Annotated in this window: 18 protein-coding genes and 2 tRNA genes; 18 read left to right on the top strand and 2 right to left on the bottom strand. The window is 56.2% G+C overall.

Annotated elements, in window-relative coordinates; all coding sequences use genetic code 11:
• Window positions 1–138 precede the first annotated feature (138 nt).
• The 8 genes from TW80_RS12525 to TW80_RS12490 all read left to right on the top strand — a co-directional run bounded on the left by TW80_RS12525 (window position 139) and on the right by TW80_RS12490 (window position 7259).
• On the top strand, window positions 139–360 hold the full coding sequence (locus TW80_RS12525) for a DUF6732 family protein (RefSeq protein ID WP_045997775.1): 222 nt from the start codon (window positions 139–141) through the stop codon (window positions 358–360).
• Complete coding sequence (locus TW80_RS12520; protein WP_045997774.1) at window positions 357–1592, top strand: sirohydrochlorin chelatase; 1236 nt, start codon at window positions 357–359, stop codon at window positions 1590–1592. Before TW80_RS12525 ends, TW80_RS12520 begins: the two co-directional genes overlap by 4 nt.
• Window positions 1593–1629: 37 nt before the next feature.
• The gene (locus TW80_RS12515) at window positions 1630–2265 is read left to right on the top strand and encodes a precorrin-8X methylmutase (protein ID WP_045997773.1); all 636 of its coding nucleotides are present in this window, start codon (window positions 1630–1632) and stop codon (window positions 2263–2265) included.
• Complete coding sequence (locus TW80_RS12510; protein WP_045997772.1) at window positions 2258–3460, top strand: bifunctional cobalt-precorrin-7 (C(5))-methyltransferase/cobalt-precorrin-6B (C(15))-methyltransferase; 1203 nt, start codon at window positions 2258–2260, stop codon at window positions 3458–3460. Before TW80_RS12515 ends, TW80_RS12510 begins: the two co-directional genes overlap by 8 nt.
• 46 nt (window positions 3461–3506) lie before the next feature.
• Entirely contained in the window at window positions 3507–4208 is a 702-nt protein-coding gene (cobI, locus tag TW80_RS12505) for a precorrin-2 C(20)-methyltransferase (protein ID WP_045997771.1), read from the top strand.
• Window positions 4199–6034: a precorrin-3B C(17)-methyltransferase gene (gene cobJ / locus TW80_RS12500; protein WP_045997770.1), complete on the top strand. Its 1836-nt coding sequence runs from the start codon at window positions 4199–4201 to the stop codon at window positions 6032–6034. Before cobI ends, cobJ begins: the two co-directional genes overlap by 10 nt.
• Window positions 6035–6055: 21 nt before the next feature.
• Window positions 6056–6823, top strand: coding sequence for a precorrin-4 C(11)-methyltransferase (cobM, locus tag TW80_RS12495; protein WP_045997769.1), 768 nt, complete (start codon window positions 6056–6058; stop codon window positions 6821–6823).
• An 88-nt stretch (window positions 6824–6911) separates the two neighbouring features.
• Window positions 6912–7259 carry a hypothetical protein gene (locus tag TW80_RS12490; RefSeq protein WP_045997768.1) on the top strand — a complete coding sequence of 116 codons (348 nt, stop codon included), beginning with the start codon at window positions 6912–6914 and terminating at the stop codon, window positions 7257–7259.
• A gap of 6 nt (window positions 7260–7265) precedes the next feature.
• Here TW80_RS12490 and TW80_RS12485 read toward each other — a convergent pair whose 3' ends face one another.
• Window positions 7266–8435, bottom strand: a complete 1170-nt coding sequence (locus tag TW80_RS12485; RefSeq protein WP_045997877.1) for a MalY/PatB family protein — start codon at window positions 8433–8435, stop codon at window positions 7266–7268.
• Between the two features lie 110 nt (window positions 8436–8545).
• On the opposite strand from TW80_RS12485, the gene def (TW80_RS12480) reads away from it, so the two are divergent.
• The 6 genes from def (TW80_RS12480) to TW80_RS12455 all read left to right on the top strand — a co-directional run bounded on the left by def (TW80_RS12480) (window position 8546) and on the right by TW80_RS12455 (window position 12305).
• Entirely contained in the window at window positions 8546–9067 is a 522-nt protein-coding gene (gene def, locus TW80_RS12480; protein ID WP_045997767.1) for a peptide deformylase, read from the top strand.
• 4 nt (window positions 9068–9071) lie between these two features.
• Complete coding sequence (gene def / locus TW80_RS12475; protein WP_045997766.1) at window positions 9072–9533, top strand: peptide deformylase; 462 nt, start codon at window positions 9072–9074, stop codon at window positions 9531–9533.
• Window positions 9530–10030 carry a peptide deformylase gene (gene def / locus TW80_RS12470; protein ID WP_045997765.1) on the top strand — a complete coding sequence of 167 codons (501 nt, stop codon included), beginning with the start codon at window positions 9530–9532 and terminating at the stop codon, window positions 10028–10030. The genes def (TW80_RS12475) and def (TW80_RS12470) overlap by 4 nt, the downstream gene beginning before the upstream one ends.
• A gap of 69 nt (window positions 10031–10099) precedes the next feature.
• On the top strand, window positions 10100–10999 hold the full coding sequence (gene fmt, locus TW80_RS12465) for a methionyl-tRNA formyltransferase (protein ID WP_045997764.1): 900 nt from the start codon (window positions 10100–10102) through the stop codon (window positions 10997–10999).
• A gap of 65 nt (window positions 11000–11064) precedes the next feature.
• Entirely contained in the window at window positions 11065–11874 is an 810-nt protein-coding gene (locus TW80_RS12460) for an aldo/keto reductase (RefSeq protein ID WP_045997763.1), read from the top strand.
• Window positions 11871–12305, top strand: a complete 435-nt coding sequence (locus tag TW80_RS12455) for a VOC family protein (protein ID WP_052700982.1) — start codon at window positions 11871–11873, stop codon at window positions 12303–12305. The genes TW80_RS12460 and TW80_RS12455 overlap by 4 nt, the downstream gene beginning before the upstream one ends.
• Window positions 12306–12313: 8 nt before the next feature.
• Here the strand turns inward: TW80_RS12455 and rtcR are convergent, their stop codons facing one another.
• Window positions 12314–13888, bottom strand: coding sequence for an RNA repair transcriptional activator RtcR (gene rtcR / locus TW80_RS12450; protein ID WP_045997761.1), 1575 nt, complete (start codon window positions 13886–13888; stop codon window positions 12314–12316).
• Window positions 13889–14064: 176 nt separating this feature from the next.
• Here rtcR and TW80_RS12445 point away from each other — a divergent pair, with 176 nt between their 5' ends.
• From TW80_RS12445 to TW80_RS12430, 4 genes are all read left to right on the top strand, one after another.
• Window positions 14065–15621 carry a vWA domain-containing protein gene (locus tag TW80_RS12445; RefSeq protein WP_045997760.1) on the top strand — a complete coding sequence of 519 codons (1557 nt, stop codon included), beginning with the start codon at window positions 14065–14067 and terminating at the stop codon, window positions 15619–15621.
• Between the two features lie 879 nt (window positions 15622–16500).
• Window positions 16501–16575 (top strand) — tRNA-Asn (locus tag TW80_RS12440).
• A 4-nt stretch (window positions 16576–16579) separates the two neighbouring features.
• Window positions 16580–16655: transfer RNA gene (locus TW80_RS12435), tRNA-Gln, on the top strand.
• A gap of 106 nt (window positions 16656–16761) precedes the next feature.
• Window positions 16762–18174 (top strand): RtcB family protein, encoded by a 1413-nt coding sequence (locus TW80_RS12430; protein WP_045997759.1) that lies wholly within the window; start codon window positions 16762–16764, stop codon window positions 18172–18174.
• The last annotated feature ends 43 nt before the right edge of the window (window positions 18175–18217 follow it).

Genomic DNA, 18217 nt, shown 5'->3' with positions numbered 1-18217 from the left:
CCCTAGACGAAGCCCCTCAGGGCCAGAACGGTTGGAGGCGCGGCGGTCGACCCAAAACGGGGACCAAAGCACCACGTCGTCACATCCTACGCTGCCTGCGTGGGGTCTCTGGTCATGAGCCGAAAACGGAGAGACCAGATGCGCGCACTGCTTACACTCACCCTTGTGATGGTCGGTTCGGCCGCCACCGCCCATCCCGGCCATTGGGCTGATGCGGCGGGTCATGATCATTGGGTCGCGGGTGTGGCTATTGGTCTGGCAGGGCTTGCGGCGATTTGGGGCGCGCTCAAGGGCAAAAAGGCCCAAGACGACGCCGAAGACATCGACAACGAAGAAGAAGCCGAAGGCGAAGCAGCATGAAAACCGGTGTAATGATCTGCGGGCACGGGTCACGCAGTCAGTCCGCTGTTGATGAGTTTGCGACGCTTGCTGAAAAACTGCCGGCCTATTTGCCCAAAGATTGGTTGACCGATTACGGGTATCTAGAGTTTGCGAACCCGGTCATTCGGGACGGTCTTGATCGTCTGCGCGAGGCGGGCTGCGACCGCATTCTGGCCGTGCCGGGCATGTTATTTGCCGCGATGCACGCCAAAAATGACATACCGACTGTGCTGAATACCTATGCGACAAAGCATGGCGTTTCCGTCAGCTACGGCCGTGAATTGGGCGTCGACCCCAAGATGATCGCCGCCGCTGCCGGACGTATCCAAGAAGCGGTTGATGCCGCAAATGCGGAACACGGCGCGCTGCCGCTCGAGGAAACATGCCTCGTGGTGATCGGACGTGGGGCGTCTGACCCTGACGCGAATGGTAATGTGTCAAAAGTTGCACGTATGCTCCAAGAGGGCATGGGCTTTGGCTGGTGCGAAGTTGGATATTCCGGCGTCACCTTTCCTTTGGTCGAGCCGTGTTTGCAGCATGTCGCGATGCTGCCCTACAAGCGTGTCATTGTCTTCCCGTATTTCTTGTTCTCCGGGATTTTGATCGACCGGATTTACGGGTTCACGGATCAAGTGGCTGCTGAACATACCGATATTCAATTCGTAAAAGCAGGTTATCTAGGGGACCACCCTAAAGTGCTGGAAACCTTTGCAGAGCGGATCATGGAGCAGACCAGCGATGCGCCGCCGCCTAACTGTGGTATCTGTGGCTACCGTACGCAGGTGCTTGCCCTCGAAGAAGGCAAAACCCATAGCATTAGTGTCGCTGAGCGGCGTCACCCTGCCTTTGGCGCGGTGCCACCGGCGACATGCGTTTTGTGCAAATATCGGACACAAGTGCTTGGGTTCGAGGGAGAGGTCGGCGCCGTTCAAGAAAGCCACCATCACCATGTCGAAGGGCAGGGCGCGAATGCTCCGGGTTCCAACGTCAGTGATTGTCAGATGTGTGATAGCTTCTGCACGGGGATGTGCCGGCTAGAGATGGTGCACCATCACCACCATCATCATGATCATAACCACGGCCATGATCACGGGCACCATCACCATCATGACCATCACCACGATCATGACCATGATCATCACCACGCGCCTTACCCGCATGCCAAACACCCACACGGTCCGGAAAGCGCGCGCAAAAATCGCAAGGGCTAAGGCCCTGCGATCTGTCCTGTTAACTGAAAGCTAGAATTTGCGTCCCTACGAAAAAGACCCAAAAGCCATCTACGCGCAAAGCTTTGCCACCGTCCGTGACGAAGCGCGACTAGATCGTTTTGCTGCTGATATGCGCCCTTTGATTACGCGGGTCATTCACGCCTGCGGAATGGTCGAGGTTGCTGATCGCTTGGCGTTTTCACCAGCGGCCTATGCGGCGGGTCACGCTGCGCTACAGGCTGGTGCGCCAATTTTGTGCGACTGCGAGATGGTTGGAGCCGGGATTATCCGTCGCTACCTGCCCTCTCAGAATGAGGTGATCGTCACGCTAAATGACGCCACAGTGCCAGATCGCGCCGCAACAATTGGCAATACGCGCTCGGCCGCTGCGGTAGAGTTGTGGCGTGATCATATCGAAGGCGCAGTTGTCGCAATCGGAAACGCACCTACTGCCTTGTTTCATCTGCTAGAACTGATTGATCGGGGCTGGCCAAAACCCGCTGTCATTCTTGGTTTTCCGGTCGGGTTTGTCGGCGCCGCAGAAAGCAAAGCAGAGCTTGCCGCGCGCCCAAGGGGATGCGAGTTCGTCGCCTTGCGCGGACGACGTGGGGGATCAGCGATTGCATCAGCAGCCGTCAACGCATTAGCAGCGGGGTTGCCCGAAGATGTCTGAACCTTGGTTGCACATTGTTGGTATTGGTGAAGATGGGCTTGATGGGTTGACGCCTGCAACGCGCGCGGTTGTCGCAGCGGCCGAGGTCATCATCGGCGGTGAACGGCACCATAATCTCGCTGGAAATACCTCAGCAGAGCGGATGGCTTGGCCGTCCCCCTTTGACGCGATGATCGAAAAAATCGAGAACCTTCGTGGACGCCGTGTCGTTATCTTGGTCACGGGCGACCCCTTGTGGTTTTCGGTCGGCGCGCGCATTGGCCGTGCGATTGATCCAAAGGAAATCATCTATCATCCGCAGCTTTCGGCCTTTCAATTGGCGTCTGCACGGATGGGCTGGTCGCTCGCTGATGTTGAGACACTGACAGTTCATGGTCGCCCAGTTGAGCAGATGATCGCGTTTATTCAGCCCGATGCCCGATTGCTCGTGCTTACGACCGGGGCAGAGACCCCGGCACAAATTGCGCATTTCCTGACAGAACGCGGATTTGGGCGTTCAAAGATGACCGTTCTTGCCGCGATGGGTGGCAAGGATGAGGCCCGCTTTGACGGCTTGGCGGAAAGCTGGGCGCATGAGGTGCCTGCATTCAATACGCTGGCTGTTGAATGTGTTGCCGCCCCAGATGCGGCTTTGCTACCGCGTGTGCCGGGGCTTGCGGATAATCTGTTTCAGTCAGACGGCACCATGACCAAGCAAGAGGTGCGCGCCGCGACCCTTGCAAAGCTTATGCCAATGCGCGGCGCCCTGTTGTGGGATATTGGCTGTGGTTGTGGATCTGTCGCAATCGAATGGATGCGTGCCGCCCGCTATGCGCGTGCGGTGGGTATTGAACCGCGCGCTGATCGCCGCGCGATGGCGGCTGCAAATGCCTTGGCGCTTGGTGTGCCAAAGTTAGAGATTGTCGAAGGCACCGTTCCGGCCGCATTGGTTGGTTTAGAAGCGCCCGACGCGATTTTTATCGGCGGTGGTCTGAGCCGCGAAACATTTGACGCCGCATGGGCCGCTTTGCGGCCCTTAGGGCGGTTGGTTGCGAATGCTGTAACGCTTGAGAGTGAGGCCGCACTGATTGCGCTTCATGCGGAATTTGGCGGAGATCTGGTTAAGATTGCGACCCATCGGGCAGAACCAGTTGGGCGGTTGACTGGGTGGCGACCTGCGATGCCAGTCACGCAATGGAGCCTCGTGAAACGATGATGGGGTGCCTCCGGCGGGAGTATTTTGACCAAAGCGAGGATGGGCAATGAGCGGAACCTTATACGGGGTTGGGCTTGGGCCAGGGGCGTCAGATTTGATGACCTTGCGGGCGGCGCGCCTGATCGAAAATGCACGCGTCATTGCCTATCCAGCCTTGGCGGGTGGTGAGAGCTTTGCCCGTGCGATTGCGGCGGACCTTATTGCGTCTGACACGCGGGAAATTGTGATGGATGTGCCCATGACCGTCGCGCGTGCGCCGGCGCAAGAGGCCTATGACCAAGGCGCCGCAGAGATCGCTGCGGCGCTGGAGACCGGGCAGGATGTTGTCTGTCTGTGCGAGGGCGATCCGTTCTTTTATGGGTCGTTTATGTATATCTATGCCCGCCTTGCTACGCGGTTCGCGGTTGAGGTCGTACCCGGTGTGACCTCGATCACGGCTTGCGCTGCACGTGCGGGTATGCCGCTGGCTGCCCGCAATGAGCGGTTGACCGTATTGCCTGGGCCGTTGCCGGAGCAAGAATTGCGCGCGCGCATCGAAGGTGCAGAAAGCGTTGTGATTATGAAAGTCGGTCGCCATTTGCCCAAGATCAGGGCTGTGATCGACGCATTGGGGCTAACAGACGGTGCCGTCTATGTTGAGCGCGCGACATTGCCCCAAGAAGTGGTGTTGCCGCTGTCCGAGGCACCGGAGAAGGCGCCTTACTTTTCTATGATTTTGCTGACGAAGGGGGCCGATCCATGGCTTTGAATTCTGCTGCGCGTGATGCGCAAAAGCCAGTTGTTTTGGCCTTGTCCCGATCCGGTGAAAGCACTGCACATCGCGTTGCAGAACTATTGGGCTGTCAGGTTCATGGGCGTGACGGGCGCGTTGATCGTGCTGATGCGTATTTTGCCAATGCGCTTGATCATGTTCGCGACCTCTTTGCGGCGGGTGTTCCTGTGATTGGCGTTTGTGCTTCGGGGATATTGATCCGGGGGGTGGCGTCATTGCTGGCGGATAAGACGGCGGAACCACCTGTGGTTTCGGTGTCTGATGACGGTGCAGTGGTTGTTCCACTGCTGGGTGGGCATCGCGGCGCGAACCGTTTGGCGCGTCAGATTGCGGATGGGATTGGCGCGCAGGCCGCCGTGACGACCGCGGGTGATGTGGCGATTGGCGTCGCATTGGATGAACCGCCCCTTGGATACCGGCTTCAGAATCCGCAGAACGCCAAGAGCGTGATGGCGGCGATCCTATCGGGTGGCGGCGTGACTTGGTCGGGTGAGCAAATCTTTGACGCCGATTTGCCTGCGGGTGATGCAGTCAACATTGTTGTCACAGAGGCTGATGAAACAGGTGATGATGCCAAATTGGTTTATCACCCGCAGCGCATTGCGCTTGGTCTTGGGTGCGCGCGCAATGCCGATCCCGAGGAAATGTGGGCGCATGTACAGCAATCGCTTTGCGCGGCCAACCTCGCAGCGGGTGCAATTGCTTGTGTGGCCTCAATTGACCTTAAGGCGGATGAGCCTGCCATCATTGCAGTGGCTGAGCGTTTGAGGGTTCCACTACGCGTCTTCACAGCGGCTGAGCTTGAGGCGCAATCGGACCGTTTGGCAAATCCATCTGATGTGGTGTTTGCCGAGGTCGGTTGTCATGGCGTTTCAGAAGGGGCGGCTTTGGCGGCGGCGGGCACGGATGCGGTGTTGATCGCAGAGAAAAGCAAGACCGCGAATACCACTTGCGCTTTGGTGCGCGCACAAGCACCGATCACGCAGATGCAGGGGCATTCTCGTGGGAAACTGTCGATTGTCGGGATTGGGCCGGGGCAAGCGTCATGGCGTACGCCTGAGGTGTCCAAACTGGTTGCTGATGCCGAAGAGCTTGTTGGTTACGGGCTTTATATTGATCTGCTCGGGCCGCTGGCTGCTGGTAAGACCCGGTCAGACTTTCCTTTGGGTGGCGAAGAAGACCGCTGCCGTTACGCGCTGGAACAAGCGGGCCAAGGCAAGAACGTTGCATTGGTTTGTTCTGGGGATGCGGGCATTTATGCAATGGGTGCGCTGGTCTTTGAATTGTTGGATCGTGGACCAGATCAGATGGGTGTTTCTGACGCGGCGCGCCGGGTCGAGGTCGTGTGTTCGCCGGGTGTGAGTGCGTTGCAAGGCGCGGCAGCACGCGCGGGTGCGCCTCTTGGGCATGATTTCTGCGCCATTTCGCTGTCGGATTTGCTGACCCCACGCGAAGATATTGTCAAACGGCTGCACGCAGCGGCGCAGGGCGACTTTGTCATCGCGTTCTACAATCCAGTCTCGATGCGTCGCCGGACGCTCTTGGCTGAGGCGCGCGATATTCTGTTAGAGCACCGCCCAGCAGATACGCCAGTGATGCTGGCGTCGTCGCTTGGCCGCCCCGACGAGAATATCCGCTATCGCCGTTTGGACGAATTACAGGTTGATGAGGTCGACATGTTGACCGTCGTGTTGATTGGGTCATCCCATTCAAGACTGGCGCAATTGGGCACAGGCCCACGGATGTACACCCCGCGTGGTTATGCGCGCAAAATTGACGGCGATTTGTCGGATGCCGGATAAGGCTGAATAAGGAACAACAAGATGACAGTCTTTTTTATTGGTGCTGGGCCGGGTGACCCCGAGTTGCTGACGCTCAAGGCCGCGCGGGTCATTGGCGAATGCCCGGTGTGTCTTTATGCGGGATCCTTGGTGCCAGAGGCCGTTGTGGCCTGCGCCCCCAAAGATGCGCGGGTGATGGATACGGCCCCTATGACCTTGGGCGAAACCCACGCCGAAATCGTAGCAGCCCATGAAAAAGGGTTGAACGTCGCGCGTGTTCACTCGGGCGATCCGTCGCTTTACGGCGCGATTGCCGAGCAGATTCGACTACTCAAGGCCGAAGGAATTGATTACCAGATCATCCCCGGTGTTCCGGCCTATACAGCCGCTGCGGCTGCGTTGGGAACCGAACTGACGATCCCCGAAGTGGCGCAATCGATCGTGCTGACCCGCGTTTCGATGAAATCGACCGGCATGCCCGCTGGTGAAACGCTTGAGAATTTCGCGCGGACAGGGACAACATTGGCAATCCATCTGGGTATTCGTGCGCTCAAGGATATCGAACGCAAGCTGACCCCATTCTATGGCGAAGATTGCCCCGTCGCCGTTGTCTACCGTGTGGGCTGGCCAGATCAATTGATCATCCGTGGCACATTAAGCGATATTCGCGAAAAAGTACGGGCCGCAAAGCTAACGCGCACGGCGCTGATCATGGTGGGTCAGGCCCTGTCGGATAACAATGGGTTCCCAGATTCTGCGCTTTATGATGCGACGAAACCGCATGTATTGCGTCCGGTGCGTACCGAATAGGCAGTACTAAATTCCTAGATAGAATCTGAATTCGTCACTTGATGTTTACCAAATGGTGCGCATGCTAAGACGTAGAGGAGGGGGAACGATGTATGAATTCTTGCCAGAGGCTGTGCGTCTTGGCCTCGAAGAGGCCCGTAAAGCCGCGCTAAAGCGCAAAGATCGGCTATCTGTTCACGACGGTGAAGACACCTATCGGATTCGTAGGTTCTGGGATGGTGGGTTTGCTCTCGATCTTGATGGGTCTGATCGTTTGCGTGGGCATGTCGATATTTATGATGGCCCGAAGCATCTTTATCAGTGTCTTGTTGTGTCTTCGGTCGCCGAAGACAACGAACGTGTTTTCGAATTTAAGTGGCTGCGTCCTGTTACGGATCGGCCTGCTGCAGATTATGAAACGCCGGAGTTTGCTCCAGCAGGGCTGCTGGAGCGTTAAGCGCATTTACTGAAGGTCGCTGAACGCCTTTTGTAAGCGTCCGACCGCATCTTCGATCTGTGCCTTGGGCGCACCGATGTTGAACCGCAGAAAATCGTCGCCACCTTTGCCAAAGGTAGGGCCGTGGTTTGCTGCGATTTTGGCGGATTGTTCGACACGTTTGGTGAATTCTTCTTGTGGCATACCGGTGCCGGAAAAATCCACCCAAGCAAGATACGTGGATTCCAGGTTCATCGAGCGTAACCCTGGAATGCTGTTGATCCCGGCATCAAATATTTTGCGGTTTTGATCCAAATAGGCGCGCAGGTCATCCACCCATGCGGCGCCTGCCGGTGAATAGGCGGCTGTGGCCATATGTAGGCCAAAACTATTCGGTGAAATCCCAAGAGCTGCCATACACCGCCCGAATTTGGCCCGCAGATCCGGGTCTTCGATGATGACATTGCCCGAGTGGCTGCCGGCGATGTTAAAGGTCTTGGTTGTTGCGGTCATCATGACCAGACGGTCTGTGATCCCTTCGATGTGCGTCATCGGGGTGTGGGTTTGACCGGGCATTGTCAGATCATGGTGGATTTCGTCGGATACCAAAATCAGATCGTGACGTTTGGCGAACGCTGCGACCTCTTGCAGTTCTTGCTTGGTCCAAACGCGGCCACCGGGGTTATGCGGTGAACACAGGATCAACATCCGCTCATTGCCCAGCATCTGCGCGTCATAGGCATCAAAATCTAGCTCGTAGCGTCCATCATTATTCACGAGCTCGCATTCGACAACTTGGCGGTTGGCGGCATGGATGACGCGCGCAAAGGCATGGTAGACCGGGGTAAATAGGACAACACCATCACCCGGACGCGTAAAGGTTTCGATACAAAGTGCAGTGCCGTTTACCAGCCCATGCGTGGTGAATATCCATGACGGATCAATGGTCCAACCGTGACGCTCTTGCATCCACCATTGAATGGCGCTGCGATATTTGCTTTCGTCGCCAAAGTAGCCGTAGACACCGTGGTCTACCATGTTTTGCAGAGCGTCCTTGATTGGGTCCGCGGCGCGGAATTCCATATCGGCGACCCACATGGCCAGACCGTCATCTGGAGAGACGCCATAGATATCCTGCATTGCGTCCCATTTGACGCAGTGGGTGTTCCGGCGGTCAACGGGGGTATCGAATGTCATGGGGCTCTCCTTGAAACTTGGGGGCAGGGTTGCCCAGCCAGAAATCATGTGCAAGTGCGATATTGTACCCTTTGCTTGCGATACACTGGCAGAGCGATTAGATCAGCGACATGGCTTTACGAAAAATACTCATTCACCCTGATCCGCGGCTCAAGAAGGTGACCGATCCGGTCCCGGCTGTCACTGACGACATCCGGCGGCTCGCTGATGACATGCTGGAAACCATGTATGATGCGCCGGGCATTGGGCTCGCTGCGCCGCAAATTGCACAGATGATGCGCATAATTGTGATGGACTGCGAAAAGGACGAAGGGGCGACGCCGTCACCCATGGTTCTTATCAATCCGCAGGTTGTCTGGTCATCCGATGAACGCAGCACCTATGACGAAGGGTGCTTATCGATCCCTGATCAATACGCCGAGGTCGAACGCCCTGCCGAGGTTGAGGTCGAATGGCTCAGTCTCGACGGCAAGACGCAACGCGAAAAATTCGATGGGCTGTGGGCGACATGCGTTCAGCATGAAATCGACCATTTGGATGGAAAGCTATTCATCGACTATCTCAAGCCGCTCAAGCGTCAGATGATCACGCGCAAAATGCAAAAGCTAAAGCGCGAATTGGCGCGGAGCTAGGCGCGTGGCAATCCGTGAGTTGCGCTTTGAAGGTGATCCCGTGCTGGATGCGATTGCCGCCCCGGTCACGGTATTTGATGACGCGCTCGCTGATCTCGCGCGTGATATGCTTGAGACAATGTATGACGCGCCCGGACGCGGTTTGGCCGCGCCGCAGATCGGTGTGGGTCGGCGTATCTTTGTCACAGACGTCACGTGGAAAGACGCGGACCCAACCCCATTGGTATTTGTGAACCCCACGATTATCAGCGCGTCTGAAACACATGCAGTAGGACCCGAGGGGTGTCTGTCCATCCCCGGTCGCACCTTTGCTGTGCCGCGCCCAACGTGGGTTGAGATGCGCTGGCAAGTGCTGGACGGAACAATTCAAACTGCCCGTTTTGAAGGGGCGCAGGCGATTTGCGCTTGCCACGAATTGGACCACCTGAACGGCATATTAATTACACAGACAGGACAAGAACAATGATGCATCGCCCCTATGTTATGTGGCCGCACGAAGTGTTGCGCACCGCCGCCAAGCCTGTTGAAGAAATTACACCCGATGTGCGCGCGATCTGGGATGAAATGATCGTCGCAATGGATACGATGCCGGGCGTTGGCCTTGCGGCGCCGCAACTGGGGATCGGGTTGGCCCTGGCCGTGGTTGATGCCTCTGAAACCCGCGGCAAGGCGGTACGCATGGCGAACCCTGAGGTCCTGCATGCGAGCGTAGAGCCGCGTGTGCACGAGGAAGGATCGCCAAATCTACCGGGCGTCTGGGCTAAGGTGTCGCGCCCACGCGCCGTGACTGTCAGGTTTCTAAACGAAGACGGGACCCTAGAGGAACGCGATTTCGTCGGCCTTTGGGCGACATCGGTCCAGCACCAAATTGATCATTTGGCTGGCAAGATGTTCTTTGATCACTTAGGGCGGGTTAAGCGCGATATGCTGATCAAGAAGTCGCGCAAATTGAACAAAGGCTAGCGGCGATCAAATTTAGCTAAATTTGATCTATCTGGTCGCGCAAATTATTCGGCTGACAAGAGGTGCATCATGCGTGTCGTCTTTATGGGAACTCCAGATTTTTCGGTACCTGTGTTGGACGCATTAGTTGATGCGGGGCATGAGGTCGTTGCTGTTTATTGCCAGCCGCCGCGCCCTGCTGGTCGCGGTAAAAAAGATCGACCCAGCCCAGTCCAGCAGCGCGCAGAAGCCTTGGGGTTGCCCGTTCGCCATCCGGTTTCCTTGCGCGACCCTGACGCGCAATCTGAATTTGCAGCGCTGAATGCAGATATCGCAGTCGTGGTCGCCTATGGTCTGATTTTGCCTCAGGTCGTGCTGGATGCGCCGCGTCATGGTTGTCTGAATATTCATGCCTCACTATTGCCACGCTGGCGCGGGGCTGCGCCAATCCATCGGGCGATTATGGCGGGTGACGCGCAGACTGGTGTTTGCATCATGCAAATGGAAGCGGGGCTTGATACCGGACCGGTTTTGTTGACCGAGGCCACTGAAATCGGAACAGAGGAAACCACAGGTCAATTGCATGACCGGCTTTCGCAGATGGGCGCGCGATTGATTGTGCGGGCGTTGGCTGAATATCCGACGCTCACACCGCAGGTACAGCCTGACGAAGGTGTCACCTATGCTGCCAAGATTGATAAATCAGAGGCGCGCGTGGATTGGTCCAAACCAGCAGCCGAAGTTGATGCGTTGATCCGTGGACTGTCACCGTTTCCCGGCGCGTGGTGCGAGGTCGCGGGTGAACGCGTGAAGCTCCTTGCCAGTCGCACTGTGCCGGGGCAGGCCGCTGCGGGCCGCGTGTTAGACGGATTTACCATTGCTTGCGGATCGGGTGCTGTCGAGATCACGCATGCGCAGCGCCAAGGTAAGAAAGCAATGCCTGCAGATGACGTGCTGCGCGGGCTGGAGCTGGGTGATCAGTTAGACTAGTCGGTTTGCCCCTTGGTTTGCGTGACGTAAACGTTATAGTTCCCTTTGCTACAGGGGGGAATCTGATGCAAAATATTCCGCAAATTGGCTACGGCACATGGAACCGTCCCGGCGAGGAGGCATATCGCGGGACGCTTGCCGCGCTAGAGGCCGGGTATCGCCATATTGACGGTGCTGAAGGGTATCAAAACGAAGAACACGTCGGGCGAGCGATTGCAGATTTCGCTTTGCCGCGCGAGGAACTGTGGGTCACGACAAAGGTCGCGCCTGAGAGCTTTGGGCCGGGGCAAATACGACCACATGTCGAGGCCTCGCTCGAAAAGCTCGGGGTCGGCCCCGTTGATCTTTTGTTGCTGCATTATCCGTCCATCGACGACGAGTACGACATCAATGATTACGTGGCCCAATTCGCAGAGGTCTATGATTCCGGGCTGTGTCGCAATATCGGTGTTTCGAATTTTACCAAACACTATCTGGGGCAGGCCCTCGATCTGTTGGGGGATCGGCCAATCTTGACTAACCAAGTTGAGCTGCATGTGTTTATGCAAAATGTTCCGATTGTTTCCTATTGCCGGGCGCAAAATATTCCGATCACGGCCTATTCGCCCTTGGCGCGCGGGGCGGTCAAAGATGATCCCGTTCTGACCGAAATCGCCAGAAACCACAGCGCAACCGCGAGCCAGATTGCTTTGGCGTGGTTGCTCAGGGAGGGGCATGTCATCATCCCGTCCTCTGGTTCGCCTGCCCGCATTCAAGAAAACCTCGCCGCCGCCGATATCACATTGTCAGAGGCTGAACACGCACGGATCACCAAGCTGGAACGCGGGATGCGGCTGGTCAATGGGCCATGGTGCCCTGAATGGGATACGGAATGAGCACTCCACCGTTTTCATTGGTTGGGATCGACCATGTGGTGTTCATCGTGGATGACATGCCCAAGGCGCTGGCATTTTACCATGACGTGCTTGGGTGCGTGGCTGGCTATTCCTACCCAGCAATGGGGATGGAGCAAGTCTGGGCTGGGGCGGCCTTGATTGTTTTGTGGGATGTTACGCATCCGGGCGCGCAAGCTGCTGTGCCGCCAGTTGCCGGTGGTCGCAATGTTGATCACGTCTGTATCGCCACCAGCCCCTTTGCGCCGGACGCGATGCGCGCGCATCTTGCTGCCCATAACGTGCCAATTGACCGAGAGGCCCAGCACGGCGGCGCGCGTGGCGTCGGACATTCGTTCTACATTTTTGATCCCTTTGGCAATAAGCTGGAAATCAAGGGGCCTGCCGAATATCCCGATGGGCGGGACGCTTGATCTGGTTGCTATTCTTGGCATTTGTTCCAATCGAGGTCGAACCGTTCAAGGTATTTGCGTAGACGATCAGAGTCGTTCTTGCTGGTTTTCGTCGCGCGCGAGGCCGCAAATAGACGCCGCCCTGCGGCACTCAGGCTTGCGCTTTGGCGGCAGGCGCGGATGACCGCAGCGAGTTGAACACGGTCAAATTCGTCGATGTTGTCGGCCCGTGATCCGATGACCGCGTGCAAGAGCGCCATATCAGGGTCTTGGTGTGCCGTGCGCCAAACACCACTGATCGTTGCAATTTCGGTCTGGACCATGGCCTTGGTAATCCGCCCTTGCGGGGCAAGCGTATACATACGCTGAATAGATGCGCCCAGATCGCGAAAGTTGCCAGGCCAGATCGTGCCGGGATCGGTCGCGAAGCGTTGGTAATGCTCTAGCGCATCGGCGTTAAAGGTCACGCGGGTGCCCGAGAGTTTCTCCATCCGGGTCATTTCATGTGCGATGTTTGGGGCGATATCCTCGGGGCGGTTGCGAAGCGCAGGCAGGGTGAATGTCCATAGGTTTAGCCGGGCGAACAAATCCGCACGAAAACGCCCAGTCGCAACGAGATCCGCAAGATCGCGGCCAGCGCCCGCGATGACATGAAAGCGGCTGGTGACTTCATAGTCTGATCCAAGCGGTAGGTATTTCCCGGTTTCGATCGCGTGCAGGATCATCGCCTGCTCATCGAGTCCAAGTTCGTCAATCTCATCAAGGAAAAGAACCCCACCGTCCGCCTCGCGCAAGAGGCCGGCGCGTTCAGAGTTGGCGCCGGGCAGGGCGTGCCGTCGATGTCCAAACAGGGTCGACATTGCGCGTTCGCCTCGTAAGGTCGAGCAGTTCACATGCACCAAGCGCCCCTTGATGCGGCGACGTTGAAGCTTGAGCTCATAAAGCCGTGCAGCGAGATCGGATTTACCAGTTCCTGTTGGCCCCATTAGCAACAACGGCGCGTCAGAGTTCGAAACGACAATTTCCATCCTGTCGATCATATCATTGAAGGCAGGGTTTTTGGTGTCGATCCCACCCTTGAGCAGGGTATTGTATTCTTTGGTCGTAAGATCAAACCGTTGCTGCAGGGCATTATATTTCGATAGATCGAGATCGACGACCTGTATTGATCCCGCATCTGGATCGTCGCCGCGTGGCGGACCGGATTGGACGAGCTTGGCCGGGATATGGCGCGCCTCTGCAAGGAGGAACCAACAGATTTGCGCAACGTGTGTCCCGGTCGTCAGGTGGATAAAGTAGTCTTCGCGTTCGTCATCAAAGCCATAGTCGCGTGCGAAGTCGTACATCGCGCCGTACATTTCCTCAAAGTCCCACGGATCGGCGACCTCTATTTGGTGCAGTAAGACTTCGGTCTTAGGAGAGCCGCTTTCGATATCTTCCTTGACCCGATTGGCCAGTTTCGACCAGCGACGGCTATGGATCAGCTCAATCCGATCGACAGGAAAATCATCATGCTGAGTGATTTGTACCGAAGGCCGCCATCTGCGGCGTTTGCCAGCGTCCAGAGTCGTCCCGAGGAAGCCAATAACCACCTGCGTTTTCATATGATTATCCAAATTTATAATATACGATATTCTTGTATCGTAATAATTGTTGTGGATTTGGCAATATTTAAAATAGTTGTTTTATATCAGTTCGCTAGCGGTAATTCATTTTTCTTTCGTTCTTTGCGACGGCTTGGGGCAAAACATCCTCACAAACGAAACGAAGGACGAAGACAATGGCAAACAAATCCGTGTTTGCATCGCTGAGAGGGCGGTTGCTGCCAAAAACAGACACAGTTAATGCTGTCGACGCAGCCGCATATCGGTACACAGATGCGCATGCGCTTGCTCAGGTCGCAATGACCGGAACATTCGGCGCGACATTTTATCAAACGCCGCTGGATGAACTGGCCCGCACGGTAGAGCTGGCAAATACGGTTGATCCGTCATTTCTGGCGCAGGCTGCCGTGTATACCCGTAAAAACGGGCATATGAAGGATATGCCGGCTGTGCTTTTGGCGGTTTTGGCGGGGCGTGACCCGATTTTGTTCCAGCGCGTCTTTGGGCGCGTGGTGGACAACGGCAAAATGCTGCGGACCTTTGTGCAGATCATGCGGTCTGGGCAAACGGGGCGTAAATCGCTTGGTACTGCGCCAAAGCGGATGGTTGCGAACTGGCTGAACGCGGCGTCTGATCGTGCGATCTTGCAGGCGAATGTCGGCAACGACCCATCGCTTGCTGATGTGATCAAGATGGTCCACCCGAAACCGGCAAGCAAGGAACGTGAAGCCTTGTTTGCTTGGGTGATCGGAAAACCATGTGACGTGGCATTGCTGCCGCAAGCTGTGCAGGATTTCCTGCGGTTCAAAGAGACGGGCAAAGGCCGCGTGCCGGACGTTCCGTTCCAGATGCTGACTCAGCTACCGCTGTCGACAAAGCAGTGGGCGACAATTGCTGAAACGGCGTCTTGGCAGATGACCCGCATGAACCTGAACACGTTCTTGCGTCATGGTGTCTTGGCCATACCAAAGATGCGCCGCTTGATCGCGGATCGTCTGCGGAACCCAGAGCTGATCGCAAAGGCGCGGGTGTTTCCGTATCAGCTGATGACTGCCTATCAGGCGATGTCGGCCGATATGCCGCAAGAGATCCGGGACGCGTTGCACGATGCGATGGAAACATCGGTGCGCAACGTACCGCGATTGCGTGGTCAGGTGGTTGTGTGTCCAGATGTGTCTGGGTCCATGTCCGGTCCGGTCACAGGCTATCGCCATGGTGCCACAACGGTGACACGGTTTGTCGACGTTGCCGGGTTGGTGTCTGCCGCAATATTGCGTCGCAACCCTTCGGCCACTGTGCTGCCGTTTGAATTGCGAGTGCGTGATGTCCGGCTAGAGCCACGCGACACCATTATGACCAACGCAATGCGTTTGTCTGAGCAATGGGGTGGCGGGACAGACTGCACCGCGCCGTTCAAGTGGCTAAAGGTCAAAGGGCGCGCGCCGGATCTGGTGATCATGGTGTCGGATAACCAATCTTGGGCGCATGCCCAATATGGTGACAACGGCACAGCGATGATGCGCATGTGGGAAGAGCTGAAACAGCGCAACCCAAAGGCCAAATTGGTCTGCATAGACATCGCCCCATATGGGACGACACAGGCGAAAGAACGCGACGATGTTCTGAACATCGGTGGGTTCTCGGACACGGTCTTTGACCAAATTGCAGCTTTTGCGAGCGGCGAGATGGGACCAGACCACTGGGTCGGCCAAATCAAGGCTGTTGAGGTCTAAAAAACGGGGTCAGGCGAAAAAGCCTGACCCAACCCGAGAATTCTGGCGTGAACGCGCCATTGACGAACGTAAACTGAAAGGAAGAACACCCGGCGAATGCCGGTGGAACTACAGGTTAGAGCGTCGGCTGATATGTCGAAGGAGCGGGTTCAAGTGCCGCCGTCATGCAAATGATGTAGCTTATTATCGTTTCACCCCGTCTTGTCGTCGGAACCGATAGATAAATACCTTGGCAAATGCTGATGGAACTACATGCACGGGAGATGTCGCAGGTTCAAATCCTGCATATCGTATCCAGGAAACTGGTTCGATTTTAGCTCAGTGGTCAGAGCACTCCCCCTCGTTTCATCCCAACCTTGTTGCCAAGGCCCAGACATTATCTTGGCGAATGCCAAAGGAACTACATCGCACCAAATGCGGGAGCATCCGAGCGGGTTCAATTCCCCTCCTTGCGTGCGCCCATACGGCAAACCGTTCCGTTTGGAACGGGGGCGGGACCCCGAGACTGTTTCTTTACTCTTGTCGCCAAGACTAAATCATTTCTGGCAAATGCTAGTGGAACTACAATTGGTCGCGGGTTCGAACCCCGCCGCTGATTTTGTTGGTGTAGCTCAGTTGGTAGAGCAGTTCTTTGTTTCACGCCTTGTTTGTTGCCAGAGTTAATTTTTTGCTTAGCGAATGCTGAGTGGAACTACATTTTGGATGTCGAGGTCGTGGGTTCGAATCCCACTCCTGCTACCATGGCAGGATAGCTCAGTGGCAGAGCGCGTAACGTTTCACTCTTTCATTGTCGCTAGGCACCATGTTTCGACTGGGTAGGTTCGAATGCAAATTCGCATTTGCGGCAGATGCATATGTGTCTGGTCTACCCACCACTATTCGGCTGTAGCTCAGTGGCAGAGCGCCTGACTGTTAATCAGGATGTCGTAGGTTCGACCCCTACCAGCCGAGCCAATTTTGGAAGGTAGCTCAATTGGCAGAGCACCGGTTTTTGGTACCGTAGGTTACAGGTTCGAATCCTGTCCTTCCAGCCAGATAAAAGGATTGTCCGGGGGAATGCCCGTGGGAATACATCGCTTAAAACGGTCGCGGAAACGCATCTCACGAAGACTTGTCCCCCGGACTAAAGAGACAAAGAAAATGACGAACGTAGAAGTCACTGGTGAACATCTGAAAGAATGGGGGCATACCCCGGGGCCGGAATTCGGTCGCCTGTTGGAATTTGCCCAAGCGGCAGCCGCAGCGGGCTATGATGCGGCACAAATTCAGACCAAACTGGATGGTATGAAACCGCCAGCGCCTCCGCCGCAGCTTCCGTTGCAAAAAGCGGACGAGGTGCCATTCCACTTTAATATCGAAGCTGGGGATGACGCGGACGAGATCACCAATCTTGAAATGGTGCGTGAAACGATGATGGCTGTCATGCGCACTCCGACGGTGACGGCAGCGGCTGTAATGCCAGATGCTTGTCCTGCGGGTCCCAAAGGTACAATTCCTGTAGGTGGGGTTGTCGCGGCCAAAAACGCCATTCATCCCGGCATGCACTCTGCGGATATCTGTTGTTCGGTGATGATGACGGACTTGGGCGATATCGACCCCAAAACCGTCTTGGATGCCGCCGAGAAGGTCACACATTTTGGTCCGGGTGGGCGTCAAAATGGTAATCGCTTTACCCTGTCGCAAAAGCTGATGGATGCGTTTAGAGAAAACCGTTTCCTGAGCAATCCCAAGATTCTCCGCATGGCGGTTGAGCATCTTGGAACGCAAGGCGATGGGAACCATTTCCTGTTCGTTGGACGCTCGCGCAACACGGGGCGCACGGCCATCGTGACGCACCACGGTTCACGTGGGCCAGGTGCTGTGCTGTACAAGCTTGGCATGGAAGTGGCAGAGAAATACCGCCGCAAGCTGTCTCCTAAGACGCTCAAGCAAAATGCGTGGATTCCGGCAGATACGGACGACGGCCAAGACTACTGGGCCGCGCTTCAATTGATCCGCAAGTGGACCAAAGCAAATCACAACGCCATCCATCAGGCGACTGTCGAGGCGTCAGGTGCGCAGCCGGGTGAGCGGTTCTGGAACGAGCATAACTTTGTCTTCAAACGGGGTGATTTGTTTTTGCATGGCAAAGGCGCAACGCCAGCATGGGGCGAATACGCCAATGATGCGACTGGGCTGACGCTCATTCCGTTGAATATGGCGCAGCCAGTTCTTGTCGTGCGCGGGAAAGACGCCGACCATGGTCTTGGGTTTTCACCGCATGGCGCTGGGCGTAACTTTTCGCGCTCTGAACACAAACGCCGCATGGGTGAGATGACCGCACAAGAGGCGCTCGAACAAGAGGCTCAGGGGCTCGACATTCGATTCCCGGCGGGTGGTATCGACGTGTCAGAACTGCCGTCTTCGTATAAGAACGCAGCGAATGTTGTGAGGCAAATCGAGAAATTCGATTTGGCAGAGATCGTCGACTACATCGACCCCTACGGCTGTATGATGGCTGGCGATGTGCCACCATTCTGGCTGAACAAGAAGAAAAAGAAAGGGCGGCGCTAGAGCGAGCCCTTTGCCCTAAATAGTGCAGCGTGGGGCCGAACAC

The sequence above is a fragment of the Loktanella sp. S4079 genome (genome assembly GCF_000967725.1).
Taxonomy (GTDB): domain Bacteria; phylum Pseudomonadota; class Alphaproteobacteria; order Rhodobacterales; family Rhodobacteraceae; genus Yoonia.
This window is presented reverse-complemented; position numbering and strand designations above follow the sequence as displayed.